This is a genomic window from Oenococcus alcoholitolerans (genome assembly GCF_051852995.1).
In the GTDB taxonomy this organism is placed as follows: Bacteria; Bacillota; Bacilli; order Lactobacillales; family Lactobacillaceae; genus Oenococcus; species Oenococcus alcoholitolerans.
On sequence record NZ_CP176042.1, the window covers coordinates 57139 to 82763 of the forward strand.

Sequence of the window (25625 nt, forward strand, 5' to 3'; positions counted from 1 at the left end):
ATATGAAAAATCTAACTTTTAATTTTTTTAGTAAAAGTTTAAACATGTCTACGACCTTCAAGATGATTTTGCCTGACCTGATCAGCGATTCAACTAAAATTTTGATTCTGCTGCACGGTATGGGCGATGATGAAAATTCCTGGGAACGAAACACCCTGCTGGATAAGTATCTAGAAAATAAGTCTTTGGTCGTCGTGATGCCGCGGGTCGATCTTAGCTATTATCAAAATTTTGCTAAAAGTGCCTATTTTGACTTTGTTGCTTTTGAAATCTTAGAACAAATGAAAGATGTATTTCATTTAAACACAGCCAGGAAAAATACCTTTGTTGCTGGTGTATCAATGGGTGGCTATGGTGCTTTGAAAATAGTTTTGACTTTTCCGGATAAATTCTCAGCTTGTTTCGCTCTATCGCCCAACACTGATCTTCTTGAAAGCTGGCAAGAAGACAGCAGCCGAGAAGCTTGGTTTTCTGCTCTATTCAAAGATAAAAAAACTTTTAAGAATTCGGATAACAATCTTTTTAATCTGATTAAAAAACCTGGTACCGGTCTTGATAAACCTTTTATAGATATCGAATGCGGTCGGAAAGATCATTTTGTGCATAGGTGCAGAAGTTTTTATGAACAGGCTAGAAAGGCTGGTTTTAATATCGTTTTTAATACATATCCGAATGAAAAACATGAGTGGTCATTTTGGGATCGTTCGATTGCTGGAATAATTGATTTTATATAAAAACATGTTTAGATGCCGATACTGTTACTAGTAACGTTACTAGAATCATTACTAGTAAATACAATAAACGGTTTTCGGAAATTACATAGATATTATTTATTATGGTCGTTACAATGAATTAGTTTTTAAAAAATGTTGACAAAATTAATAATTAAACTCATAATTCTTTACAATTGAAAAATAAAAAAGATGAGTATTCTTTGATTTGGTCAAAGAGAACTGTTATAAGGCTGAAAGGCAGTCGAAAGTCAAAGAAGAATATGGTCTTTTTATCAAATGGTCTGGTGAGCTTTTAGCAAGCCAGTCTCGGTCTGTCCGTTATCGCAGTTATGAGTGGATACTTTTTTGTATTAATTAAGGTGGTACCACGGCAAATGTCGTCCTTTATCAATTTGATAAAGGATTTTTTTGTCTTCTTGGAAAGGAAAGAAAATGAAAAGAAATACTAAATGGTTTTTAAGCATAGGGGTCGTTGTAATACTCTTGGTTTTAGTTTTTTCGATAGGCATCGGTGCTTCTAGATCAAGCAATCATGCTAACGGAAATTTGAAAACGATCAGGGTCGGAGTCGCACCAGGTCCCTATGGAGATATGGCTAAAAATATTATTGGACCCTTGCTAAAGAGACACGGCTATCAAGTGCGGATAACAGAATTTAACGATTATATCCAGCCTAATAAGGCACTGAATAGCGGTGAAATAAATGCTAATCTCTTTCAGCACAGAGTCTATTTACAAACTTTTTCGCAACAAAATCATCTTAAATTAACTGCTATGGGAACCGTTCCGACCCTTGGTATGGGTATTTATTCCAATAGGATCAAGTCTTTAAATGCTCTGCATGATGGCGCAACAGTGTCGCTAGCTAATGATCCGTCAAACTTAGCAAGATCATTGCAATTATTGGCTGCTAATCATTTGATAACTTTGAAAAATAATATAAATGCCGCAACTGCCAGCATTTCTGATATTGCCGCTAATCCTCACCGCTTAGTTTTTAAAACTCTTGATGCTGCTCAGCTGCCACAGTCTAGAAGCAATGTTGATTTAGCTTTGATCCCGGGTAATTTTGCTTGGAATGCCAAGATAAGACCCAGTTCAGCCTTAGCCTTGGAAAAATTACAGGAGTCTTATAAAAATGTGTTTGTTGTAAAAACCGATCAAAAGAATTCAGCTTTTGCAAAAGCTGTCCGGCAGGTTCTTAACAGTAATGATTTTCGTCAAAGAATCGCAGATTCGCAATTCAAAGATTTTGCAAAGCCAAATTCCTGGAGGTGATTTTTTAGATGAGTCAAATAGAATTAAAAAATGTTTCTGTTGATTTCAGGCAAAAGGGTAAATCTGTAAGAGCTGTTAATGATGTTTCTTTGAATATCGAGAAAGGTGAAATTTTTGGAATAGTCGGCCTATCAGGCGCCGGGAAGTCAACTTTGATCAGGACCATAAATAGACTCCAGCTTCCTAGTTCGGGAATCGTAAGAGTCAACGATGTTGATATAACTAAAATCGATCGGAGGTCTTTAGCTGCTATTAGGAAAAAAATCGGTTTTATTTTCCAAAATTTTAACCTTATAAGTAATCGAAATATCTACCAAAATATTGCCTTTGCTTTAGATGCGGCTGGATTTCCGGAAAAAGATCAAAATGAAAAAATTGATCAATTACTTGATTTAGTGGGTTTGCGTACATTTAAAAAAAGTTACCCATCACAATTATCAGGCGGTCAAAGACAAAGGGTCGGCATTGCTCGGGCGCTTGCTAATGATCCGGATATTCTTTTGTGCGATGAGGCGACGAGTGCTTTGGATCTAGAAACATCTGAAGAAATAATTAATATTTTAAAGATGATCAATCAGCGGTTAAAAATAACGATCGTGTTTATTACTCATCAATTAGAAGTTGCCAAAGATCTTTTCGATCGGGTTGCAGTAATGGAAAATGGTCAGGTCGTCGAGAAAACTTCTATTTATGATCTATTTGCAAAACCAAAATCGAATATGGCAAAAAGACTTGTCAGCCGTTTTCTTAAAAATGATTTACCGGAACAAGTTAAGAAAAGATTGAAAGATTCAAGTGGAAAAGTACTTAGTTTGAAATACCAAGACGATGGTTCTTTAGATCCTATCATAACCGATGTAGCAGGTAAGAATAATACTTCGATCAGCGTACTTCAAGGGCGAATAGAATTTATTGGTTTGAAGGCTATCGGTATTCTCACGGTTTTGGTTTCCGGTAACCCAAATGATATCGAGTCAACTATCGAACAACTGAAAAACCGCGTTTATTCTGTTCAGGAGGTTCGGTCATGAATGAAACGATCACGATTTTGGAACAGAATCTCGGTCAGGCTCTTTGGGAAACTTTTGAAATGGTAACTATTTCCGGCATAATTGGCGTAATTTTTGGTACCATCATTGGATTATTGCTTTATTATTTTTCCAATGATCTTTTTTCACCTAATAATACTTTGAATTCGATCCTGGGTTTTGTGGTAAACGCTATTCGATCATTGCCCTTTTTAATTTTAATGGTCGTCTTAATACCCTTAGCTAGAATCCTTGCCGGTGATCCTTATACGCCGCTTGGCGGAGCAGTTTCGTTGTCGGTCGCGGCTGTGCCTTTTTTTGCTAGGATAGCCGAAAGTTCTTTTTCTGAGATAGATCAAGGAGTTATTGAAGCGGCTTTATCAACTGGTGCAAACTTTTGGCTTATCTTTCAAGAAGTTATTTTTCCGGAAGCACTGCCGTCTCTGATCCGTGGAGTCGTGTTAACTGTTATTAGTTTGATTGGTTATTCGGCAATGGTCGGTACGATCGGAGCCGGCGGTATTGGTAATTTAGCGATCCAATTCGGCTACAATCGTTACGAAACCGGTGTTCTTATCAGCGTGATAATAATTTTGATCATCATTGTTCAGCTGATTCAGTTTATCGGCGATAGATTAGCCGTTTACTTTGACAGATCGTAAATTTGGAGGGTAAAAATGACAGAAAAGGTTTCCGATTTAAAGATTCCCGACGGAGAGATCTTAAGGGATAAAAAAGAATTATTAGTTTATGGAAAGGACGAATACACACAAGAAGTTTCGTCTGGTTATTTGCCCTCATTGGTAGTCAAGGCTAAAAGTGTTGCTGATGTTCAGGCAACAACTAAATTTGCTAATGAACATAAAATACCGCTTACTGTCCGCGGAGCCGGTACTTCGATAGTAAATAGTTCTGCAGGCATCGATAATGGGATAGTTTTGGATCTATCAGGACTCAATAAAATATTAGAGGTAAATATTCCAAATCAGTACGCGATCGTTCAAGCTGGTGTTTTGAATGGTGATTTGGATGCTGAGGTTAGAAAACAGGGATATTTCTTTGCTCCTGACCCTGGCTCCAAACCGATAAGTTCGATAGGAGGCAATATCGCCACTAATGCAGGCGGTATGAGTTCTTTGAAATATGGGACAACGAAGCAGTCTGTTATTGGCCTAGATTTGGTTCTAGCGGATGGAAGTCTTTTGAGTGTTGGAAGCAAAACTTTTAAAGATAATGTCGGTTATGATATTACCGATTTGATCATCGGCTCAGAAGGTACTTTAGCGATAGTTGTTTCAGCGACTGTCAAACTGCTGCCGATCCCATTTGGCAAATCAGTGACAGGGCTTGCTACTTTTGCCAGTATGACGGATCTTAGCGCTGCCGTACAAAAGATTTCAGCAAGCGGGCTTGATCCGTCGATGCTTGAGGCTTTAAATGACACGTCTATTGAAGCACTGGATAATTATGAAGGTGTACATCTAGCTAAAGACGGTGCCAAGGCTTTATTGATATTCCAGCTTGATGCTGCTCCAAGCGGCGCTTTAGAAGCTTTGAAAAAATTTTAAATGATTCTAAATCGATCCAAGTATCAGTTACCGATGATGCTGACTACGCTGAAAAAATAATTAAAATACGTCAAGACTATTATCAGGCTGAGGCAGCATACGGTCGTTTGATCGTTGAAGATGTTGCTGTTCCATTGTCTAAGCTGCCTGAATTAGCTGATTTTATCGAAAAGCTATCATTTAAAAGCAAAGTCAAAGCCTTTTTAGGAGGACATGCTGGTGATGGTAATTTTCACCCAAATATTGCGATCGAAAAAAATTCGGGAGTTATACCTCGGGATGTTTTGGAGGCAAATGAAAGGATTTTTTCGTTCGTTCAATCACTTAACGGCACCATATCTGCGGAACATGGGGTCGGCGAAATAAAAAAAGCTTGGGTACTGCCGCAGTTAGGTAAAAATTTAGTTCAACTTCAAAAAAAGATCAAAGCAGTATTTGATCCTAATGGTATTTTAAATCCTGGTCGAAAATTTTAATATTAATAAAAAAAATCAGCTTTTGCTGATTTTTTATTATGCTTTGATTTTATGTTGTACCCAATTAGACAACCAAGTCAGCAATGTGATCATTATCAGATAAATTGCAGCTACGATTGCCCAAATTTGGAATCCTTGCTGAGTCCTAGCGACGATCAAGTTACCGGTTTGGGTCAGTTCGACCAAACCGATCGCTTGAAGAATAGAAGTATCTTTTAAAGTTATGATGAATTGGTTAATGAAGCTGGGAACCATTATCCTGATTCCTTGCGGCATCACTATGTGATGCATACTTTGCCAATAACTCAATCCATTTGACCTGGCGGCCTCCATCTGTCCCTTGTCGACAGCTTGAAAACCTCCTTTAACAAATGCAGCTGTATAGGCTCCTTCGTTCAAGGTCAAAGTTACTATTCCAGCCACAAAAGCTGGAATTTTTGCGTCAAGAACATGGGGCATTCCGATATAAATGAAGAAAGCCAGTACTAGTAAAGGCAGCCCTCTAAAAATATAAATTATAAATGTAGATATACCTCTAAAGAACCTTGATTCGGCAACCCCCATAACTCCTAGGACTATTCCCCAAATAGATGCAAGAATGATACCAACAACTGTTAACTCTAAAGTTTCGATTATCCCGTTTACAAAACTCGGGAAATTGGCTTTTAATAATTGCCACATGCTGCTGGAACCAGAATCGCTAGCCGAATTGCCGGAATAGTGTCTTTGACTTTGACCCAAGTATTTCTTGATTATACGATCATAAGTACCATCTTTTTGAATCGAATCAAGACCGCGGTTGAAAGATGCCAGCAATGCTTTATTGCGTCCTTTTCTAACTGCAAATCCATACCAGCCGGCGTTAGCTACTTTTTGTTTTGGAATTTTTAATTCAAGACCATTTTTAATAGCGTACTGCATTACCGGCAGATCTTCAAAAGCCGCATCTGAATTACCGACGACAACATCGTTGTACATGGTGTTAGAGTCATTGAAATAAGTTATTTTAAAGCCGTACTTCTTTTGTAAACTTTTTCCATAGTCAGCAGAAGCAGTTCCGGTTTTAAGTGCAACAGTTTTTCCTCTGAGCTGCGACAGTTTGGTAATGTTTGATTTCTTTGAAACAGCCCAGACGACACCGGTTCGATAATAGGGTCTACTGAAGTCGTAGACTCGTTTTCTTTCTGGAGTAATACTCATCCCGGCGATAATGCCATCCATTTGTCCGGAAAGCACCATCTGGGCTCCCGAGTTAAAAGATATGGGTTTTAGATCAAGCGAGAAATTTTCTCTTTTGGCGATCGTTCTGATGATTTCAACATCGATCCCGGTGTATTGTCCGTTTTGTTTTTGAAACTCAAAGGGAGGGTAGGTAACATCGGTGGTTATATTGTAATGCGTTTTTTTGCTGAAGCAGCGATCGTGAAGACTGGTATAGCTAATAAAATAGATAAGAAAATAATTGAAAATTTATTGATTAAGTTATGCATCCCAGAAATCAGACTATCATGAAATATAATTTTAAAGAAATTAGGTGTCAACTTTTATAACATTCTTAATAACTTATTTTTGGTTAAAAATGTATTTCTTGCATTTTCTATCTGTACTGTGTATTATAGTACGCATAATAGATCAAGGAGGGAAAATGGCCAAAGATAGTGCACCGCTGGTCAATCTTGAAGGCGTCAACAAAAGTTTCGGTAATAGCCAAGTTTTATTTGACCTTTCATTTAATATAAATCGCGGAAGGATAGTCGGTTTGATAGGACCTAATGGAGCAGGAAAAACGACTATCATGAAATCGATTGCTGGATTGACTGATTATCAAGGTTCAATAAAAATCTCCGGTAAAAAAGTCAGCAAGAATAATACTTTGCCGCTAAAAAAGGTCGGTTCTTTGATAGAAACACCAGGGATCTATCCGTTTATGTCCGGCTTTAATAATTTAAAATTGTATGCTGATAAAACTAGGATGGAATATGCAGATCTGGGTCGTATCCTTGATAGGACCGGCATCACGCAATTTGCTCACAAAAAAGCAAAAAAATACTCTTTGGGAATGAAACAGCGTCTAGGGGTCGCGATCGCGCTTTTGAATAATCCGGAGCTGGTTATTTTAGACGAACCGATGAATGGCTTGGATCCTGAGTCGGTACATGCTATGCGTTCTTTACTGACTAGCCTGGCTGATCATGGTATTTCTGTTTTGATAAGTTCTCATATATTAAGCGAACTTGAATTGATTGCCGATGATCTGGTCGTGGTCAATCATGGACACATTCTTTTTAACGGTACTAAGGATCAATTTTTTGAACAGCAGCGGGCCGGTTCTGATAAAAGACAGGTCGCTGTTAAAACGTCTGATGACAAAAAAGCAGCTGATATATTAGCGCTGATCGGTTTTAAGCCGACCATCCAGCAAAGCGTTGAGGTATTCATTGATAATAAGGAGAATACCTTGAATAAAATGCTTCAACAGTTAGTCATGAATAAGATAGAAATATTATCGATCAAAGAGGAACAGCAAAGTTTGGAAGATTCGTTCATTGAAATGATCAAAGGAGGCGAAGCATGAGGCAATCGATAAAGCAGGAGTTTTTTAAATCATTCCATAGACTTTCTTATTGGGTGTATACAGCTATCATTTTCTTGGTTCCGCTCGCAACTGCTGTTATTTACAGACTTACGGACAGTAAAACACATGAACTTGATTATGTTTCCCATCACGGTTATTACATCGCCTTTGTTTCTATTTTTTTGATCGTGTTATTTAGTTCTATCCTTTCAGAAGAATTTCAATTTGATACGATCAAAGTGATCGCTGCTCGCGGTAATTCCCGCATAGCTATATTTATGGCTAAAGTTTTCAAGCTGGTATTTGATTACATTTTTTTCTATGTTATTGCGGTGATCAGTTATTTGCTATGGTGGCTGCTGGTTGCTGGAAACCAACACTTTTTGTATCAGGTAGTAACTTCAAAAACAGGAAGCTATATTTTTTCTACTGTTAAGTATTCTGAGTGGACCTTTCTTTGGCATAACTTTTTGGCAGGTATGGTATCGATCGCTTTTGTCGGTTCGATCGCCTTGATGATTTCAAGTTTTTTGAAATCTAATTCGATCGCTATCGCATCTGCGTTCATAGTTTATTTGGCGGGAAATATTATCAACGGATTATCTATGTCGCTGTTTTATAAAAATTTTCATCTTATAAGCTGGAATCCCTTTAATACTAATATAGCTTTTGGGCAACAGGTCTTTGACAGTCGAATCGCCTTTTATCATTTAACTGTTGCACAATCTTTGTCAGCAACTTTGGTTTGGATCTTCTTGTTTTTGGCAATAGCTGGTTTGGTATTCAGTCGGCGAAATCTTTAAAAATGCCTATCAAAAAAAACAAACCGATCTATTTACAACTAGTTGATCGAATCAAATCTGAAGTTGCTAACGGGATTTTATCAGCTAATGACCAATTACCATCTGTACGTGAAATGGCTCTCCAGGAAAGGATAAATCCAAACACCGTTGCCAAAGCCTATAAAGAATTAGAGGCTGAGGATGTGATAAAAACCGCGGCAGGCAAGGGAACTTTTGTTACTGGCAATGTTGATCGTTTTAAGGAAAACAATCGGCGTCAGCTTTTTGATCAGCTTTCTCATACCTTGTCCGATTTGATTCAAATAGGCGTTGATAAAAAAACTATCAAAGAATTCTTAAATGGAAAATTAGGTAATGATGATGCTGAAAATCAATAATTTAAAAAAAGATTTGACTGGGACGACAATAATCAACGATTTGTCTTTTTCGGTCGGTTTAGGTTCGATAGTTGGTTTGGTTGGCAGAAATGGAGCCGGTAAAACGACTCTTTTTCGTCTTATATCTGGCGAATATTTGCCGGAACATGGAAAAATAGAGATAGACGATAATAAAAATGTTAAGGAAAGTATTTTTTATCTTGATGCCCCTGGGAATTTTACCGGCGGGTTTTCAGCTAAACAGTTAGCAAAAATTTTTGCAGTAAGTTACCCCTATTTTGATTCAGAATGGTTTCTCAGTCTCATAGGAGCTAATGAATTGCCGGTCGGTAAAAAACTTTCCGCTTTGTCCAAGGGCCAAAAGGCCTTGGTTTTAGTGATCGCTGCTGTAACCAGCAAGGCAAAATATATTCTTCTTGATGAACCGCTCGACGGTCTCGACCTATTGATAAAAGACAAGGTCAAACAGATGTTGATCAGTGCGGTTTCTAGTAACCAAGCTTCAATCATTATCGCTTCCCATAATCTTTCCGAATTGGATTTATTAGCTGACCGTATTTTAATGATCAAAGATGGGCGTATTTACAAAGATTATTTGCCAGGAGATGAGATCTCGACAGCTAAAGTAGCTAAGATGCAAATGGTAATTGAAGGAGAAATTCCTGAGCTGGTAACCAAAGAGGGACACATTTTGGAGAAAAGAGGTCATCTGTATGTGGTTTTATTTAAAAATTACGACGATAGTATGGCTGCGAAAATAAAGGACCTACCAGTTAAATATATTGAAGAGCTGCAAGTTACTTCGGATGACATTTTCCGTGCGACTTTTGAAGAGGATTATCGCATACATTCAACTATAAAAAGAGGGAAAGAAAAAGAACAATGATCAAATCTCTAAAACTTTATTATCAATTGAGAAAGATATGGATCTGGTTTGCGGTCATCATCGTTTCTTTACTATCGTTTATTTATTTGTTTATTAATGCGACTACGTGGCATCAAGTAAAATACAATTTTGATAATCGTTTTTCTGCTCATGATTATTATCGTATAAAGGATTTTGCTGCTCGTAACGATAATATCAATGATTCTTTAAAAATCGTTGACCGCTGGAACGGCAAAGCACCTTTTCAAGAGGGCCCGATCATTTCCGGCAACAGTTCTGACGATGCTGATGATACGAATATTTCCCGTGGATCATTGACTGACAGCGACAGACTGCTTCTTTATATTTCGCTGATAGATCAAAAAACTCTCGAGGGAAATTTTACAATGAGCGGCAGTAAAATTCACAAATATAATTTTTACAAGCGTTCTATAAAAATACTTCCTGAAACATTTTCTGAGTATCGAAAAAAGGTTTTGTTTTTCGACGTTGCCCATCCTAATCGGTTTGAATTGGACCCTAATGTCCCTGCTTCTCGAAACAGTTATAATTTATTTTTGCGCCAAGTCCTATTACCAACAAACCGAATCGATCCAAAATATCAAGGGCAGCCTTTTGGATCGCAAAAAACTTACTTAACAGCTTTTAAATTCCCGCAATCTTTGGGTATTGGTGCTTTTTTGGGCCTGATCCTGTTTACAGCAATAACTTTTTTGATCGACCAAAGCAGAGGGATCAATGCTTATATGCTCAAGCAGCTAAAGAATGGCAGTTACATTGCCTTTACAAAAGGTTTTTGGTTATTTTTCGTGCCATCATTAGCGACTATTTTTTCCTTGCTTTTGGCTTATTTTGCAAAAATAATGTTCATTCCTGCGAAATTTTTGGATTTCAGTCCTTTGTATTATTTTTCAGTCATTTTAGAAATGTTTTTCTCGTCTTTGCTTTTATTTGCGTTTGAATTTTTGATAGATTCCTTCTTCGGCTCTATTTTTGGCAAAATATATGCCTCTTTTGCGGCTTTTATTGCTACGATTTTGTTCTTGTTTTCTACTGGTGCTATTTTTGATTTCTTTAACAACTTTTTGAGATTGAACCTTCACTTCAATTGGAAATTTTTAAAAAATATAAATGAATTTTTTGACCAAAACTTTTTTGGATACCTTGCGCCGCTAGTGTTATCGATTATCATTATTGCTTTGGCGCTTCGTATTTATCGCTCATACTCCATTGAAAGCGATAATAATTTCGTGAGGTCTTGGAAAATCAGAAAAGCTTTCTTTGCTTTTGTATTTTTCCTCAGTGTTTGGATTTTTTGGATACCAGTCCTTATTCGCCTTGTCTTTCCTTCTTGGCAGAGTTCTAGTTTTGGTAATAACGTTTCCGGCAATGTTTGGTGGGTCGTTTGGGGATTTATAATCATCGCATTCAATTATTGGATGATTTTCCAACCAAATCTTTCTTTTGATAAATTAAAGCGCAAACTTAGAATCAAATGACAAATTTTTTTAAAACCAGTCCGTCAACTAAACAGTTAGCCTTTATCTCACTATTTCTATCTCTTTTTATTTTTTGCTGTCTTTCATTGCTGGTTATTTTTAAGTGCCCTTTTCTGATATCTTTTGACAAAAATGTCTCTGATTTCTTTTTTTTAAGACAAAATTACCTGATGATCGATCTGCTGTCTTTTTTTAGTTTTGCAGGCAGACCGGTGCTGATGATTTTGTTCATCTCTTTATTAACAGTTTATTTTTATTGCCGCGCAGCGATTTCAGAGAAACGATTTTTCTTTTTTATTTTGACTATTTTTAGCGGTAATTTTGTTTGGATATTTATAAAGGAATTGATTAAACGGCAGCGGCCGGAACATAGTTTTTTAAAAAATAGTTTCTCCTTTCCCTCTGGGCATTCAACTGATGTTTTTATCGTTTTATTCCTGTTGGTGATTTTACTTGAGACCGTAAATCTTAAATGGAAAAAAACGATAATTCTCGCATTTCTTCTGTTTTCCTTGGTGGTCGCTTTTTCCCGTATTTATTTACAGGTCCACTATTTAAGTGATGTTGCTGCCGGTTTCTTCTTGGCGTATTTTTGGGTCTTTGCAAGTTTTAAAATCTATAAAATTATTTTCGGTCCTTGTTTTTAGACTGTATTTAAGCTTAAAATATCTATAATTGATTTCATGGAAAAAGAAATATATTTAACTGGAGATCGTCCTACCGGCAAGATGCATTTAGGTCATTATGTCGGCTCTTTTAAAAATCGTGTTGAAATGCAAAATTCTGGTGATTACAGACCATTCGTTATGATAGCTGATACGCAGGCTTTCACCGATAATGCTCGTGATCCTGAAAAGATACGCCGCAGTTTGACTGAGGTTGCGCTTGATTATTTGGCAGTCGGCATCGATCCAAAGAAAACGACCATTTTCGTACAATCACAGATCAAGGGTTTGTTCGAACTGACATCATACTATATGAATCTCGTTACTGTAGCTCGTTTACAAAGAAATCCAACTGTTAAAAATGAGATTCAGCAAAAAGGCTTTAATGAGTCAGTACCAGCTGGTTTCTTTACATATCCTGTTAGTCAAGCAGCCGATATAACTATCTTCAAGGCTAAGAAGGTTCCCGTGGGTGATGATCAAGAACCGATGCTCGAACAAGCACGCGAGCTGGTTCGTAGTTTTAATAGTGCTTATCATACAAATATACTGGTTGAACCTCAGGGCGTTTTCCCGCCGAAAGGATTAGGAAGGATACCTGGGATAGACGGTAATGCTAAGATGTCTAAATCTCTGGGTAATGCTATCTATTTATCTGATGATCATGATACTTTAGTTGAAAAAGTTCGCCAGATGTATACCGATCCAAAGCATTTGCGCGTTTCTGACCCCGGTCATGTAGAAGGTAATGTTGTTTTTACTTATTTGGATATCTTTGATCCGGATAAGAAGGAAGTTGAAGAATTAAAAGAACATTATCAGCGCGGCGGTTTGGGTGATGTAAAGTTGAAGTCTTATCTGATCGATGTTTTGGATAAATTTTTAACACCGATCCGTCAACGCCGCCAAGATTTTTCTGAAGATATACCAGCTGTTTTGCAGATGCTGAAAGATGGTTCTCAACAGGCAAATGCTGTGGCTGAGAGTACCATGAAAGAAGTAAGGGAAGCGATCGGAGTCAATTATTTTGATTCTCTGAGCTGAAATCATAAAAACGATCAAAGGAATAGATAGATAAAATGGCAGAAAAAATTTCGAGAAAAATCCCAAACATAATGGCTACTCAGCATCCAGACAATGCTGGCGTCCCTTTTTTTAAACAAGATAATGATCCTTTTGTATCTGCTTATAACGAGATCGACGAAGCTTTCAATAACTTTTCTGAACTAGATGCCGACGAATATATGTGGGACTGGGAAGGCAAGCACGCTGATGCTGCTGTCATTGATCGACTTTACTCCGAAGATTATGAATATTTTAAAGACAACCCTTTGGGTTCCGATAAATTTTTGACCTTTCGTTTTCCTAATATTTGGGAAGAAAAAGGCTATAGCTTGATGCAGGCAATGACTACCATTCTTTCAGCAGAAGATTTTGCCAAAGACCTTGGTTTTTCTCAGCGTCCCTTGTTCGAGGCTATTTTGCCAATGACTAAAAGTGCAGCTCAGCTGGAAAAGATGGCCGATAAATATTCTGCTCTAGCGAGATTTAAGTCTGAGGAATTTACTGACGGTTATAAAAATGATCCATTGATCCAAATGATCCCTCTTTTTGAAGGATTCCAAAGCCAGTTGAACGCTTCAGATATCCTTGATGACTATTTGAAAATGCACCAAGAACATTTGCACGAACGCCCGGAATATTTAAGGGTATTTTTGGCTGGTTCAGACTCTGCTTTAAGCAACGGTTTTATGAATTCTATTATCGGAAATAAGGTCGCTTTAACTAAATTAGCTGAATTTTCTGATCGTGAGCAGATACCTGTCTTTCCAATAGCCGGTACTGGATCGACGATTTTCCGCGGCGGCCTTTCGCCAAAAAGGATCACACGTTATCTAGAAGAATTCCCCGGATTGAAAACAGCTACCATCCAATCTGCTTTTCGTTATGATTATCCTCTTGCGGAGGTAAAAAAAGCCATCAACGATCTCAGGACCGGTCTGCAAAAAAGCCAGGCGGCTGATATTAGTGATGAGGATAAGCAGATCCTGGTCAATGTTGCTGAAAAATCCGCTAATTACTATCACCATACTATCGACCAGCTTATCAAGGATCTGCAGCCTGTCTTTGATGCTTTTCCAAAAAGACGTGATCGTCGGCAGCATGTTGGTATTTTAGCTTATTCGCGTCAAGTTGATGGTTATAAAATGCCAAGAGCTATTACTTTTACCGGCAGTCTTTATTCTGTTGGTCTGCCGCCGGAATTTATCGGTTTTGGCCGTGCTTTGGTCAGCTTGAACGCTAAGGAATTAGGTGTTTTTGTTAAACATTATCCTAATTTGAAAAAAGATTTTACCGAACTGGCCGGTTGGATCAATTTTGACGCATTGAAAACTTTGAGCGAGAATAATCCTGGTTGGAAAGAAGCGATCGAAGATATTGATGATTTGCGTGCGATCCTTCAATTCCAAACTGATCACAGTACTGAACAGCAAGAAGAGCACGGGCGTTTAGCTTCAGATCTTGTTAAAGTGTCTGATCCAGATACTAAAACCATGATCATTGAGAAGCAGGCGCGATTAAGAAAGTTTTTGGGGTAATAAAATATGATTGATCAGGAAATTCAAGATTTATTTGATCGTTCTCACAGGATCGTTTTCATGACGGGGGCTGGTGTTTCTACAGCTTCGGGAATTCCTGATTACCGCAGCAAAGGCGGTCTTTACACTAACAGTGCCTTGGATAGACCAGAGTATCTTTTGAGTCATACTTGTTTTGAAAAGGAACCTAAGCGTCAATATAAGTTCATGTTGGATAACATGTATTTTCCTAAGGCCGAGCCGAACATTATCCATAAACGCATGGCTCAATTTGCAGCCGCCGAAAAAGCAAAAGTCATTACACAAAATGTCGATGGTTTGCATACGCGGCTTGATCCTTCTACGATCGAGTTTCATGGATCTTTGTATCGTATCTATGCTCCTGTTGACCACAAACCGGATACGGTCGAACACTATTTGAAATCTATGTATCGTACTAGCGATCATGCGATCCTGCGTCCGGACATAACTTTTTATGAAGAAATGCCTCAACATGTTCAAGAAGCCGTGGATACCGTTTCTAAAGCGGATCTTGTTGTGGTCGTTGGAACTAGTTTTAAAGTTTATCCATTTGCCGGCTTGATCGATTATGCTCCAGTCGGAACACCGCAGATTTCGGTAAATATGGAACGTATCCAAACTGGTGCACCTATCAAACAAATAATTACAAATGCTGTTGACTTCTTTTCTCAGCTTAAAGTTAATTAGTTGCGCTAATATTTGATGTATGGAAGAGAAAAGAAAATTAAATTCTAATTTACAAAATCGTTCTAATGTTATTGGAACGATAATCAATACTGTTTTCATTGCCTTTGAATTCTTCTGCGGCTTTTTGGCTAATTCGATGGCTTTGATAGCTGATGCCGTCCATAATCTCGGGGATGTACTTTCTTTAGTCATCTCGATGCTGGCGGTTTTTCTTTTGACTAAAAAACCTACTAAAAGGCATACTTATGGTTTTTATAACACGACCATCCTTTCTGCGTCGGTTAATTCACTGATACTTGCGGCTGGTTTAGCGATCGTTATTTGGGAATCTTTAATGCGTCTTTTTACAAATGATCAGACTGAAACGGTTAGTTGGATCGTTGCCGGGACTGCTTTTTTAGGTATTTTGATCAATGGTTTGACTGCTTATTTGATGCGCAGCAAGGCTGATCTCAATGAAAGAGCTAATTTTTGGCATTTCTTTGGCGATACACTTGTCAGCGTGTCGGTTTTGGTGGCAGCGATAATTATTTATTTTACCGGTTGGTACTGGATAGATCCAATAATTTCGATTCTGGCTTCAATTTTTATTTTGTTTGAATCGTGGAGTGTTTTTTGCGAGTCCTTTGAGTTGGTTACTAATGCTGTTCCTCGTGATATTGAAGAAAGAGAAGTTGAAAGCTACCTTTTGTCCTTACCGAAAGTCGATAAGATCAATGACATGCATATTTGGCCTCTTTCTACGACCGACACAGCTTTATCGGCCCATTTGGAAGTTACTGATTTTGATGATTGTATGAATATAGTTGATCGAGCGACCAATGGTTTGAGAAAAAAATTTCATATCGACCATATTACGATTCAGCTGGATACCAGCAAAAAGAAACATAATGAGTCGCAAATTTAATTATTTTTCTATAGTAAACACTTACATTTTTACAAAGTATATTTTATTAGTGTATAGTTAAATCGAGTTAGTTCTTATTTATCAGCTATTCACATCCAAGTGGGTTGACATATATGATAAACAGGAGATAACCTCATAAATTCACAAGTTGTGCTTTCTGTTTAGGGGGAGAGTACGCTTAAAATTAAAAAACTTTATTAGAGAGGTATTAGATTATGAGTGAAAACGCTCAAAGCAAGTTCCGCTCTGGCAAAGGTCTCATTCACTATGCGAACGGTCCTTCACTAGAGGAGATAAACGGAACTGTTAAAGTACCCAAAGGCAAAGGCTTTTTCAAAACGCTTTTTGCATATTCTGGACCAGGAGCATTAGTTGCTGTTGGTTATATGGATCCAGGTAACTGGGCAACTTCTATTACTGGCGGTCAAAACTTTCAATATCTATTGATGACCACCATCCTTATTTCTAGTTTGATCGCGATGCTGCTTCAGTACATGGCGGCTAAATTAGGTATCGTTTCACAGATGGATCTGGCACAAGCGATTCGTGCGCGGACTAGCAGGACTTTAGGGATCATCCTTTGGATCATGACCGAGTTAGCGATCATGGCGACCGATATCGCTGAAGTTATCGGTGCTGCTATCGCCTTATATCTGCTGTTCCATATACCGCTTGTTATCGCGGTCTTTATTACCGTGTTCGATGTCCTGCTGCTATTGCTGCTGACAAAGATCGGTTTTAGAAAGATCGAAGCTATCGTCGTTGCTTTGATCCTTGTTATTCTTTTTGTTTTCGTCTATCAGGTCGCATTGTCGAATCCTAATTGGGGCGGTGTTCTTATTGGATTGCTTCCAAGTCCTGCCGCTGTTGCAACATCACCGCATGTTGCCGGTATGACACCATTGACTGGTTCTCTGGGAATCATTGGTGCGACTGTTATGCCGCACAACCTTTATCTCCATTCGGCTATTTCGCAAACTCGAGAAATAGACCATGACGATGAAGAAAGTGTTGCACAAACTGTTCGTTTCAGTGCTTGGGATTCTAACATCCAATTAACAGCTGCTTTCTTTGTAAATGCATTGCTGCTTATCATGGGTGTCGCAGTCTTTAAGAGCGGTGCTGTTAAAGATCCGTCATTCTTTGGTTTATTCCACGCTTTATCTGATACTTCTACTTTGAGTAACGGTATTTTGATCAGCGTTGCAAGAACCGGAATCCTTTCTACATTGTTCGCTGTTGCTCTGTTAGCATCAGGTCAGAATTCGACTATCACCGGAACTTTAACTGGTCAAGTTATCATGGAAGGTTTCATTCATATGCAGATGCCGTTATGGCTGCGTCGTTTGGTTACCCGTTTGATTTCTGTTATTCCAGTTTTGATCTGTGTTTCAATGACTAGCAACCAATCTGCTATTCAGCAGCATGAGGCGTTGAACGATTTGATGACTAATTCTCAGGTCTTTCTGGCCTTCGCTTTGCCATTTTCAATGCTGCCGCTGCTGATGTTTACTGACAGTAAGGCTGAAATGACTAATCGTTTCAAAAACAGTCTTTGGATAAAGATTCTTGGTTGGATATCTGTTATTGGATTGACCTACTTGAACCTTCTTGGAATGCCTGATAACATTGCTGCATTTTGGGGCAGCAATGCCTCAGCGAGTCAAATAAATCTAGCCCACACGATTGCTTATATAATAATTGCTTTGATCGTCATTTTGATGATTTGGGTCTGCTATGATATTTATCGTGGAGATAAGCGTTTAGCTGCTAAGCAATTAGAGGAGGCTAAATAATGGACTCTAAATTTAAGAAGATTTTAGTCGGTGTTGATGACTCGCCAGACGCTATTTTAGCTTTTGAATATGCTATCAGCCGTGCTAAAGAAGATGATGCTGAACTTACGATCGTTTCAGTCTTGGAAGACGAAGATTTTAACGTTTACCAGGCATTGAGCAAGGATTATGTCCATGGCAAGATCGAAGATTTACGCAAACATGTTCTTGGCTATAAGGAAAAGGCTGAAAAGGCCGGTGTTAAAAAAGTAAATGCTGTGGTTGCCGAAGGACAAGCTGGAGAGACGATTGTAAAAAATGTTATTCCGCAAGTCCAGCCTGATTTATTGATAATCGGTTCTGAAGCCAAAAAGGGTATTGCCCGTCACTTTGGCAGTCAGGCTGCATATATGGCTCAGTATTCACCAATTTCAGTTTTGATAATTCGTTAATAATTTAACGGAGAATAATGGAGAAGAGGTCTTTGCAAACTTTTGAAAAAGTTTGTTATTAGGCTCTTTTTTCTATGTAAATAGATTAAGAGGTTTTATGACATTAACGGAAAAGATAAATATAATTCGTGCCTCGGTCATGGGAGCTAACGATGGCATAATCTCGGTAGCTGGAATCGTTCTTGGAGTGTTTGCTGCAACAGTTAACCGAACGAATTCCAACTGGGCAATTTTTATTGCCGGTTTTGCCGGAACTCTTGCCGGCATGATTTCAATGGCTGCTGGAGAGTATGTGTCAGTTCACGGTCAACGGGATGCAGAAAAAGCAGCTGTCAAGGTAGAAAGCAAGTTAAATAAAGACGATTTTGAAGGACAAGTAAAAATCGTTGAAAAAGATTTGCAAAATGATCAAATATCAATCGATCTTTCACATCAAGCAGCTTTGGAAATGATGAAAAATAAACCGATCGAAACCTCTGTTAGAGTAAAACACGGATTCGATATAGGCGATGAGGTTAGTCCCTACCACGCGGCAATAGCCTCCTTCTTTAGTTTTCCTTTAGGTGCTACTTTGCCGATGGCAGCGATCTTACTGGTACCAAAAAGTTATAAAATATTTTCGACTTATGTCGGAGTTTTGATCGCTTTAGTTATAACCGGCTTTTTTGCTGCTAGAATTGGACAAGCTAATGTTAAAAACGGCATCGTTAGAAATGTTATTTCAGGATTGTTTACCATGACGGCCACTTATTTGATAGGAGGTCTATTTGGAAGATGATGACTAAAACTGTCGTTACTAAAAAGAAAAAACAGTCGCTTGAACAGCGCATGAATTCAGTTAGAGCCGGCGTGTTGGGTTCTAATGATGGTATTTTAACGGTTGTTGGTGTTCTATTTTCGACCGCTGCCGCGACTACAGATAATTTTTTGATTTTGATCGCCGGGTTCGCAGACCTGCTCGCTTGCGCTTTTTCAATGGCAGCTGGAGAATATGCCTCGGTTTCAGCTCAAAGAGAAACAGAACGTGCTGTTGTCGGCAGCGAACAAGCGAATATCAATCAAGACAAAAATTATTCGATCAATATTATTAAAAAAAGTTATATCGATAAAGGTGTCAGCGAAGATACTGCAACTAAGATCGCTAAAGAGCTGATAGCAAAAAAAGAATTGGGTTCGGTCGTTTATGCAAAATATACGATGAGGATCGGCGAATACGTAAATCCTTGGGATGCTGCTTTCAGTTCTCTATTCAGTGCTTTTTGCGGGGGTATCTTTCCACTGGGAGCGATGTTCTTTTTACCGGAACAAATAAAATTTGTCGGCACGATCGTTGCTACGGCGATCGCTGTCGCGATTACTGGTAATCTTTCTGCTATTCTTGGAAAATCAGATCGAAAAAGCGCTATCGTTAGAAACGTTGTTATCGGTCTCATTACGGTAGCGATTCACTGGTATGTTGGACGAATGTTCTGACAGTTTGCCTACTTTAATTTAGTAGGTTTTTTTGTATTTTAAATAAATTTTTCCTACCTGAGGATCATTGGTGATCTCTTTGGGGAAAAAGAACCGCCGATCGATCGATTCCTTGCCGTTGATGGCTTCTACCAAGGGACTTAATTCTGATAATTCTTTACGGCTTCCATCCGGATAAATGAATTTGATCCCATCTTGTCCTGTTTTAGGAGAGTAGCTTTGGTACGGTAAATCAGTTGCATCGTTCTCTCCTGTGTAGTATTTGCTATCAAAACCAGCGCTTTTGATCCTTTCTTTTAAATAAGGTATTTCCTTAGCGCTCTCCTCGTTTAAAACGATCGATTTTAGCGGTTTTCTGTCAAGAAAACGTTTAGCCAAGTCAGCTAAGATTTTGTCATCAGAGTCTTGCCAAATGTTAAAAGCCGTGTTGAAAACCGAATCATCTAATGCTAAATAATCTTTTAGATCGATCTTATTTTTATATTCAAAAATCGGTTTGATCAGATCGAAGAACATTTTGTCATTTTTATTTTTGTCATATAGTTCTTGAGCTCTGGTCAACAGGTTTTCCAAAACAACTTCCATGCCTCTGGATACGGGATGAAAATATACTTGTAAATACATCTGGTAACGGGAGATCACATAGTCTTCGACCGAATGTACACCGGAGATGTCAAAAACGAATCCCTCTTTGACCGGGCGCATCAATCTTAAGATCCTTTCTATATCATATCGACCGTACTCCGCACCAGTGTAGTAAGCATCGCGCAAAAGATAGTCCATCCGGTCGGCGTCTAACTGGGAACTTACCATTTGGACTACGCGGCTGTCCGGGTAATCTTTGGCTATTATCGCAGCAACTTGTTTTGGAAAATCAGTTGAGACACCTCTCAAAATGCGATTGACTTCAGTCGATGGATCAACGATTATTTTCTGTGTAAACTGTTCGTGGACGGTCTTAAACAAATGTTCAAAAGTGTGCGAATAAGCACCGTGACCAACATCATGCAGCAAGGCGGCAGCTTGGACAAGCAGATCGTTTTTATGATCCCAGCGCGCACTGCTGCTAGCAAGTTCTTGATTATCATCTAGGGCCGATATCATTCGCCTTGATATTTCATAAACTCCTAAAGAATGCTGAAAGCGGGATTGCTCACCGCCGTGAAAAACGAGATTGGCGACGCCTAGGTGTTTGATCCTTCTAAGACGCTGCATTTCGTGAGAATTTATCAAATCTAAAATTATTGAATCATCAACATGAATGAATCCCAGGATCGGATCTCGAAATACTTTTTGTGTTTTTAAAGCAACCATAATTAAATTTTAGACTATTGTGTAATAACTGTATAATTTTAATAATGGCAGAAGATAAAAAAATACCTATTAAAATAGAAATAAGTTCAAAAATCGATCAGGCGGGTGAGAAACAAACGGTCGATCAGCAGGCTAAAGGCGATCTTTTGGTCAATGATGACGGATCTTGGACTGTTTTATACGAAGAACAGAAGCGTTTGGTACGTTTAGAAGTAGCAGCAAGCAAACAACGTATCGTTTATTTTGGCGAAAATTCTACCCACATCGTTTATGATCAATCGCTTGAATCTGCCGATTCAGTTTATGCAAATCAATATGGTTCGATACCTTTATCGGTAAAAACTGAAAAAGTTCTTTTTCAACAAAAAAACGGAACTGGTGATATAAAAATAGTATATGAAATCTTTCAAGCGGATAAATCGGCAGGAAAATTTGATTTATCCTTGCATTTCTCGCCATCGGTTAGTACGATAGACTAGCGTAGTAGACCAATTTCGTAGCAGAGGAATTAATATTAATGAATACAAGCGATTATACAGAAGAACAAATTAAAGAATTGAGCGATATAGAGATCGCTCGTGATATTTTAAATGACCGCCGCAAGCAGACATCTTTTTCTGATCTGCTTTCTGAAGTAGAAAAATTTAGACAAGAAAAGTTCGATGATGATCGGATCCTGCGTTTTTATACCGATCTTAATGCTGACGGTTCTTTTATCAGTATGGGCGAAAACGAGTGGGCTTTGCGGTCATGGTTCGCTATTGATTCTATCAACGAGTCTATCCATGAGGACCTTGATGAAGAAGACAGCCATCCGCGCCACCGCCGTGCGAAACATACGAGTGACAACGAAGCTGATGTTATCGATATCGACGATAACGAAGATGCCGATGATGATGAAGTTATCGACACCGATGATTCTGATGACGATTCAGACGATGATTCTGATGATAATTCAACTCCGGAAGCGGCAGATGAGATCGATCTATCGACTAATGATAAAAGTATCGATGTTGTTAAAGACAAGAATGATCTTGATGATTTGAGCGATGGCGATCAGGATATCTGATTATATTTAAATATTTTTGATTTTTACTTGACGGGTGCTTTTTATACCTGTAATGTAAATTAGGGCGCTCTAATAGTCGAGCGAAACTCCTAACCTAATAAGTCAGGAGCTTTTTTATTTTTATGGCAAATAATATCAAGCAGACAAAATATATCTTCGTAACCGGCGGAGTCGTTAGTTCTTTGGGCAAAGGTATCGTGGCTGCCAGTTTGGGCAGGCTTTTAAAATCACGCGGGCTGAAGGTGACCGTACAGAAGTTCGATCCTTATTTAAATCCCGATCCAGGGACGATGTCTCCTTATCAGCATGGCGAAACCTTCGTTACCAATGACGGTGTTGAGACTGATTTGGATCTTGGCCACTATGAACGTTTTATGGATATCAATACCAATAAGTACTCGAACGTGACTTCTGGAAAAATTTATCAAGAAGTCATTGAAAGAGAGCGTACAGGCGATTACATGGGTAAAACGGTTCAGGTCATTCCGCATGTAACTAACGCGATCAAAGACAAGATCGTTAGAGGAGCGGCAGAATCATCCGCTGACATCATCATTACCGAGATCGGCGGTACGATCGGCGATATCGAATCAATGGCTTTTATCGAAGCTATACGTCAAATGAAAAAGGATGTCGGCGCTAATAACACTTTTTATATCCACGTTTCTTTGGTTCCGTTCCTGCATGCGGCTGGCGAATTGAAGACGAAGCCTACTCAACATTCTGTACATGAATTACGCGGTATGGGGATTCAGCCGGACATGATCGTTGTCCGTGCGGAAAAACCGATCACCGCTTCTATGAAAGAAAAGCTTTCTGAATTCACTGATGTTCCGACTGATGCGATCATCCAATCGATCGATTCCAAAATACTTTACTCAGTTCCTCTTAGTTTGGAAAAACAAAATATGGATCAGGTCGTTTTAGAAAAACTCGGTTTGGCCGATCATCCGGCAGCAGACTTGACCGACTGGCAAAAGCTGGTCGATAAGATCAGCCGCCTTTCAAAATCTATCAAAATAGCTTTGGTCGGTAAATACACTGATTTGCCTGATGCTTATATTTCTGTTCACGAAGCGTTGAAACATGCCGGCTATGCTGTTGATTCGCGGATCGATCTTCACAGTATCAATTCTGAAGAAATAACCAATGATAATGCCGGTGAAAAATTATCTGAGTTTGACGGCATTATCGTTCCTGGCGGTTTTGGTCAAAGAGGAACGGAAGGTATGATCTCGGCTATCAAATTTGCTCGAGAAAATGACATCCCCTTTTTCGGCGTTTGCCTTGGTATGCAGATGGCATCGGTTGAATTCGCTCGTGATGTCTTAGGTTTGAAAAAAGCTAATTCAGCTGAAATGGATCCGGACACGCCAGACCCGGTCGTTGGATTGATGGATTCACAAAAAAAGATCACAAAGATCGGCGGGACGATGCGGCTTGGTGCTTATAAAGCTGAAATAAAGGCCGGCAGCAAAACTGCCGAAGCCTATGATAATGTTTCAGAAATATCTAGGCGTCATCGCCATCGCTATGAGTTTAATAATGCCTATCGTCAGCAGTTTGAAGAAGCGGGTATGGTTTTTTCCGGGACTTCGCCTGATCATTCGCTGGTAGAAATAATCGAATATCCTAAAAATGATTTCTTTGTTGCATGCCAATATCATCCAGAGTTTTCCAGCCGTCCGGACCGTCCTGAGGGCCTCTATGCGTCATTTATTTCACATGCATTATCGCGGAATAAGCAAAAGAGTTCTGAAAACAAATCCCAGATAAGATAAAATCTAAGAGTAATGGCTAAGATTTTAATTAAGGGCGGCAAAAGACTTCATGGCGAAGTTACTATTTGCGGCGCCAAAAACTCAACAGTTGCTTTGATACCGGCATCGATACTTGCTTCCACACCGGTTCGCTTCGATATGGTTCCTGACATCTTGGATGTTTATAATCTCCAATTGATTTTGAAATCAATGAATGTCAGTTCTGATTTTCATGATGGTTTTTTGGAAATCGACCCTACCAAGATCATCAAAGCTCCTTTACCAAAAAATGCGATAAAATCCCTACGTGCATCTTATTACTTTATGGGCGCGCTTTTAGGACGTTTCGGGGAAGCGATAGTTACTTTTCCGGGCGGAGATAATATCGGTCCGCGTCCGATCGAACAGCACATAAAGGGTTTTAAGGCCTTAGGGGCTTCTGTTCATGAAGAAAATGATACGATCTATATCACGACTGGATCTGAAGGATTACACGGTGCTGAGATATTTTTTGATAAAGTATCTGTCGGCGCCACTATGAATTTGATAATGGCATCGGTCAAGGCTAAGGGTCTGACCATTTTGGAAAACGTTGCCCGAGAACCGGAAATTATTGATCTAGCCACCTTTTTGAATAACATGGGAGCTAATATTCGCGGTGCCGGTACTGATACGATCAGGATCTCCGGTGTACCGATATTAAGATCTTCAGCTACACATACGATAATTCCTGACCGAATCGAAGCCGGGACATATATCACAGCTGCGGCTGCTATGGGGGATGGGGTTACTGTAAAGAATGTCATTCCAGAACATTTGGAATCTTTTACTTCTAAATTGATCGAAATGGGCGTTCATCTGCGTATATCTGAAGATGAAATATTTGTTCCTGCTACCCACCGCCTTAGCCCGGTCACCATTACCACGGCCCCATTTCCCGGCTTCGCTACTGATCTTCAGCAGCCGATCAGTCCTTTGTTGATGAAAGCAGACGGCCTTTCGACGATCATTGATACTATTTATCCGCAGCGGATCCGCCATGTAGTCGAACTTAGACGAATGGGCGGCGATATATCTTCTTTAGAAGGCGGCGTTATTCAGATAAATTCATCCCCGCGCTTGGTCGGTACTGAGGTTCAAGCGGCTGAAATAAGAGCTGGTGCGGCTTTGGTCGTTGCTGGTTTGATGGCCGATGGCCAGACTACGATTACTCATGCTGAGCATATCCTGCGCGGTTATGAGAAGATCCAGGACAAATTAAATGGTTTAGGTGCTGATGTAGAAGTAGAAAATGCTAATATGCCGACCACTGCTTCTTGAAAAGATCAATAATTTTTGTTAGTATATTATGGTTATTACTGACTCTTTGGTTAAAAATCAAAGGGCGTTAAGGAGAAAGAACATGAGAGCAGATATTCATCCAGATTATCACGATGTTGTCTTTGTTGATACAGCTACTGGCGCAAAGTTTTTAGCCGGCTCTACAGCTAAAGGACAAGGCGAAGTTGATTATAAAGGCAACAAGTATCCAATGGTACGTGTTGAAATTTCGTCAGATTCACATCCCTTCTACACTGGAAAGCAAAAGATCAACCAAGCTGATGGTGCGGTCGACAAATTCAACAAAAAATATGGTTTTAAATAATTTTTTAGCTGCTTAGCAGCTTTTTTAGTACAT

The 25625-nt window shown here is 39.0% G+C and carries 27 protein-coding genes and 1 other annotated feature; of the genes, 25 read left to right on the forward strand and 2 right to left on the reverse strand.

Features of this window, described 5'->3' with window-relative positions:
- Nucleotides 1-2 precede the first annotated feature (2 nt).
- The 6 genes from ACKP2L_RS00820 to ACKP2L_RS00845 all read left to right on the forward strand — a co-directional run bounded on the left by ACKP2L_RS00820 (nt 3) and on the right by ACKP2L_RS00845 (nt 5084).
- Nucleotides 3-734, forward strand: coding sequence for an alpha/beta hydrolase (locus ACKP2L_RS00820; RefSeq protein WP_439425497.1), 732 nt, complete (start codon nt 3-5; stop codon nt 732-734).
- Nucleotides 735-905: 171 nt separating this feature from the next.
- Nucleotides 906-1122 (forward strand) — a binding site (T-box leader).
- Between the two features lie 44 nt (nt 1123-1166).
- Nucleotides 1167-2012 (forward strand): MetQ/NlpA family ABC transporter substrate-binding protein, encoded by an 846-nt coding sequence (locus ACKP2L_RS00825; RefSeq protein WP_439425498.1) that lies wholly within the window; start codon nt 1167-1169, stop codon nt 2010-2012.
- Between the two features lie 8 nt (nt 2013-2020).
- Nucleotides 2021-3043, forward strand: coding sequence for a methionine ABC transporter ATP-binding protein (locus ACKP2L_RS00830; protein WP_439425499.1), 1023 nt, complete (start codon nt 2021-2023; stop codon nt 3041-3043).
- Nucleotides 3040-3702 carry a methionine ABC transporter permease gene (locus tag ACKP2L_RS00835; RefSeq protein ID WP_439425500.1) on the forward strand — a complete coding sequence of 221 codons (663 nt, stop codon included), beginning with the start codon at nt 3040-3042 and terminating at the stop codon, nt 3700-3702. Before ACKP2L_RS00830 ends, ACKP2L_RS00835 begins: the two co-directional genes overlap by 4 nt.
- Nucleotides 3703-3717: 15 nt before the next feature.
- On the forward strand, nt 3718-4608 hold the full coding sequence (locus ACKP2L_RS00840) for an FAD-binding oxidoreductase (protein WP_439425501.1): 891 nt from the start codon (nt 3718-3720) through the stop codon (nt 4606-4608).
- Nucleotides 4609-4622: 14 nt separating this feature from the next.
- Nucleotides 4623-5084, forward strand: a complete 462-nt coding sequence (locus ACKP2L_RS00845) for an FAD-binding oxidoreductase (RefSeq protein WP_439426178.1) — start codon at nt 4623-4625, stop codon at nt 5082-5084.
- Nucleotides 5085-5120: 36 nt separating this feature from the next.
- Here ACKP2L_RS00845 and ACKP2L_RS00850 read toward each other — a convergent pair whose 3' ends face one another.
- A complete protein-coding gene (locus ACKP2L_RS00850) occupies nt 5121-6536 on the reverse strand; it encodes an ABC transporter substrate-binding protein/permease (RefSeq protein WP_439426179.1) in 1416 nt (471 codons plus the stop codon).
- A gap of 193 nt (nt 6537-6729) precedes the next feature.
- Here ACKP2L_RS00850 and ACKP2L_RS00855 point away from each other — a divergent pair, with 193 nt between their 5' ends.
- The 14 genes from ACKP2L_RS00855 to ACKP2L_RS00920 all read left to right on the forward strand — a co-directional run bounded on the left by ACKP2L_RS00855 (nt 6730) and on the right by ACKP2L_RS00920 (nt 19804).
- Nucleotides 6730-7659 carry an ABC transporter ATP-binding protein gene (locus ACKP2L_RS00855; protein ID WP_439425502.1) on the forward strand — a complete coding sequence of 310 codons (930 nt, stop codon included), beginning with the start codon at nt 6730-6732 and terminating at the stop codon, nt 7657-7659.
- Nucleotides 7656-8462 carry an ABC transporter permease gene (locus tag ACKP2L_RS00860; protein WP_439425503.1) on the forward strand — a complete coding sequence of 269 codons (807 nt, stop codon included), beginning with the start codon at nt 7656-7658 and terminating at the stop codon, nt 8460-8462. The genes ACKP2L_RS00855 and ACKP2L_RS00860 overlap by 4 nt, the downstream gene beginning before the upstream one ends.
- 2 nt (nt 8463-8464) lie before the next feature.
- The gene (locus ACKP2L_RS00865) at nt 8465-8839 is read left to right on the forward strand and encodes a GntR family transcriptional regulator (RefSeq protein ID WP_439425504.1); all 375 of its coding nucleotides are present in this window, start codon (nt 8465-8467) and stop codon (nt 8837-8839) included.
- The gene (locus tag ACKP2L_RS00870; RefSeq protein WP_439425505.1) at nt 8817-9725 is read left to right on the forward strand and encodes an ATP-binding cassette domain-containing protein; all 909 of its coding nucleotides are present in this window, start codon (nt 8817-8819) and stop codon (nt 9723-9725) included. Before ACKP2L_RS00865 ends, ACKP2L_RS00870 begins: the two co-directional genes overlap by 23 nt.
- A complete protein-coding gene (locus ACKP2L_RS00875; RefSeq protein ID WP_439425506.1) occupies nt 9722-11224 on the forward strand; it encodes a hypothetical protein in 1503 nt (500 codons plus the stop codon). Before ACKP2L_RS00870 ends, ACKP2L_RS00875 begins: the two co-directional genes overlap by 4 nt.
- Complete coding sequence (locus ACKP2L_RS00880; RefSeq protein ID WP_439425507.1) at nt 11221-11871, forward strand: phosphatase PAP2 family protein; 651 nt, start codon at nt 11221-11223, stop codon at nt 11869-11871. Before ACKP2L_RS00875 ends, ACKP2L_RS00880 begins: the two co-directional genes overlap by 4 nt.
- A gap of 36 nt (nt 11872-11907) precedes the next feature.
- Nucleotides 11908-12933 carry a tryptophan--tRNA ligase gene (gene trpS, locus ACKP2L_RS00885; RefSeq protein ID WP_439425508.1) on the forward strand — a complete coding sequence of 342 codons (1026 nt, stop codon included), beginning with the start codon at nt 11908-11910 and terminating at the stop codon, nt 12931-12933.
- A gap of 35 nt (nt 12934-12968) precedes the next feature.
- A complete protein-coding gene (gene ppcA / locus ACKP2L_RS00890; RefSeq protein ID WP_439425509.1) occupies nt 12969-14489 on the forward strand; it encodes a phosphoenolpyruvate carboxylase in 1521 nt (506 codons plus the stop codon).
- Between the two features lie 6 nt (nt 14490-14495).
- On the forward strand, nt 14496-15197 hold the full coding sequence (locus tag ACKP2L_RS00895; protein WP_439425510.1) for an NAD-dependent protein deacylase: 702 nt from the start codon (nt 14496-14498) through the stop codon (nt 15195-15197).
- Between the two features lie 19 nt (nt 15198-15216).
- Entirely contained in the window at nt 15217-16104 is an 888-nt protein-coding gene (locus ACKP2L_RS00900) for a cation diffusion facilitator family transporter (RefSeq protein WP_439425511.1), read from the forward strand.
- A 215-nt stretch (nt 16105-16319) separates the two neighbouring features.
- A complete protein-coding gene (locus ACKP2L_RS00905) occupies nt 16320-17900 on the forward strand; it encodes an Nramp family divalent metal transporter (protein ID WP_439425512.1) in 1581 nt (526 codons plus the stop codon).
- A complete protein-coding gene (locus tag ACKP2L_RS00910; protein WP_439425513.1) occupies nt 17900-18331 on the forward strand; it encodes a universal stress protein in 432 nt (143 codons plus the stop codon). The genes ACKP2L_RS00905 and ACKP2L_RS00910 overlap by 1 nt, the downstream gene beginning before the upstream one ends.
- 97 nt (nt 18332-18428) lie before the next feature.
- Nucleotides 18429-19109, forward strand: a complete 681-nt coding sequence (locus ACKP2L_RS00915) for a VIT1/CCC1 transporter family protein (RefSeq protein WP_439425514.1) — start codon at nt 18429-18431, stop codon at nt 19107-19109.
- Complete coding sequence (locus ACKP2L_RS00920; RefSeq protein WP_439425515.1) at nt 19106-19804, forward strand: VIT1/CCC1 transporter family protein; 699 nt, start codon at nt 19106-19108, stop codon at nt 19802-19804. The genes ACKP2L_RS00915 and ACKP2L_RS00920 overlap by 4 nt, the downstream gene beginning before the upstream one ends.
- A gap of 18 nt (nt 19805-19822) precedes the next feature.
- Here the strand turns inward: ACKP2L_RS00920 and ACKP2L_RS00925 are convergent, their stop codons facing one another.
- Nucleotides 19823-21118, reverse strand: coding sequence for an HD domain-containing protein (locus tag ACKP2L_RS00925; RefSeq protein ID WP_439425516.1), 1296 nt, complete (start codon nt 21116-21118; stop codon nt 19823-19825).
- A gap of 44 nt (nt 21119-21162) precedes the next feature.
- On the opposite strand from ACKP2L_RS00925, the gene ACKP2L_RS00930 reads away from it, so the two are divergent.
- The 5 genes from ACKP2L_RS00930 (at nt 21163) to ACKP2L_RS00950 (ending at nt 25592) form a co-directional block, all read left to right on the forward strand.
- Nucleotides 21163-21597, forward strand: coding sequence for a DUF1934 domain-containing protein (locus ACKP2L_RS00930; RefSeq protein ID WP_439425517.1), 435 nt, complete (start codon nt 21163-21165; stop codon nt 21595-21597).
- A gap of 38 nt (nt 21598-21635) precedes the next feature.
- Nucleotides 21636-22187, forward strand: coding sequence for a DNA-directed RNA polymerase subunit delta (gene rpoE, locus ACKP2L_RS00935; RefSeq protein ID WP_439425518.1), 552 nt, complete (start codon nt 21636-21638; stop codon nt 22185-22187).
- A gap of 122 nt (nt 22188-22309) precedes the next feature.
- On the forward strand, nt 22310-23968 hold the full coding sequence (locus tag ACKP2L_RS00940) for a CTP synthase (RefSeq protein ID WP_439425519.1): 1659 nt from the start codon (nt 22310-22312) through the stop codon (nt 23966-23968).
- A 12-nt stretch (nt 23969-23980) separates the two neighbouring features.
- Entirely contained in the window at nt 23981-25267 is a 1287-nt protein-coding gene (locus ACKP2L_RS00945) for a UDP-N-acetylglucosamine 1-carboxyvinyltransferase (protein ID WP_439425520.1), read from the forward strand.
- A gap of 82 nt (nt 25268-25349) precedes the next feature.
- Nucleotides 25350-25592 (forward strand): type B 50S ribosomal protein L31, encoded by a 243-nt coding sequence (locus ACKP2L_RS00950; RefSeq protein ID WP_439425521.1) that lies wholly within the window; start codon nt 25350-25352, stop codon nt 25590-25592.
- Nucleotides 25593-25625 lie beyond the last annotated feature (33 nt).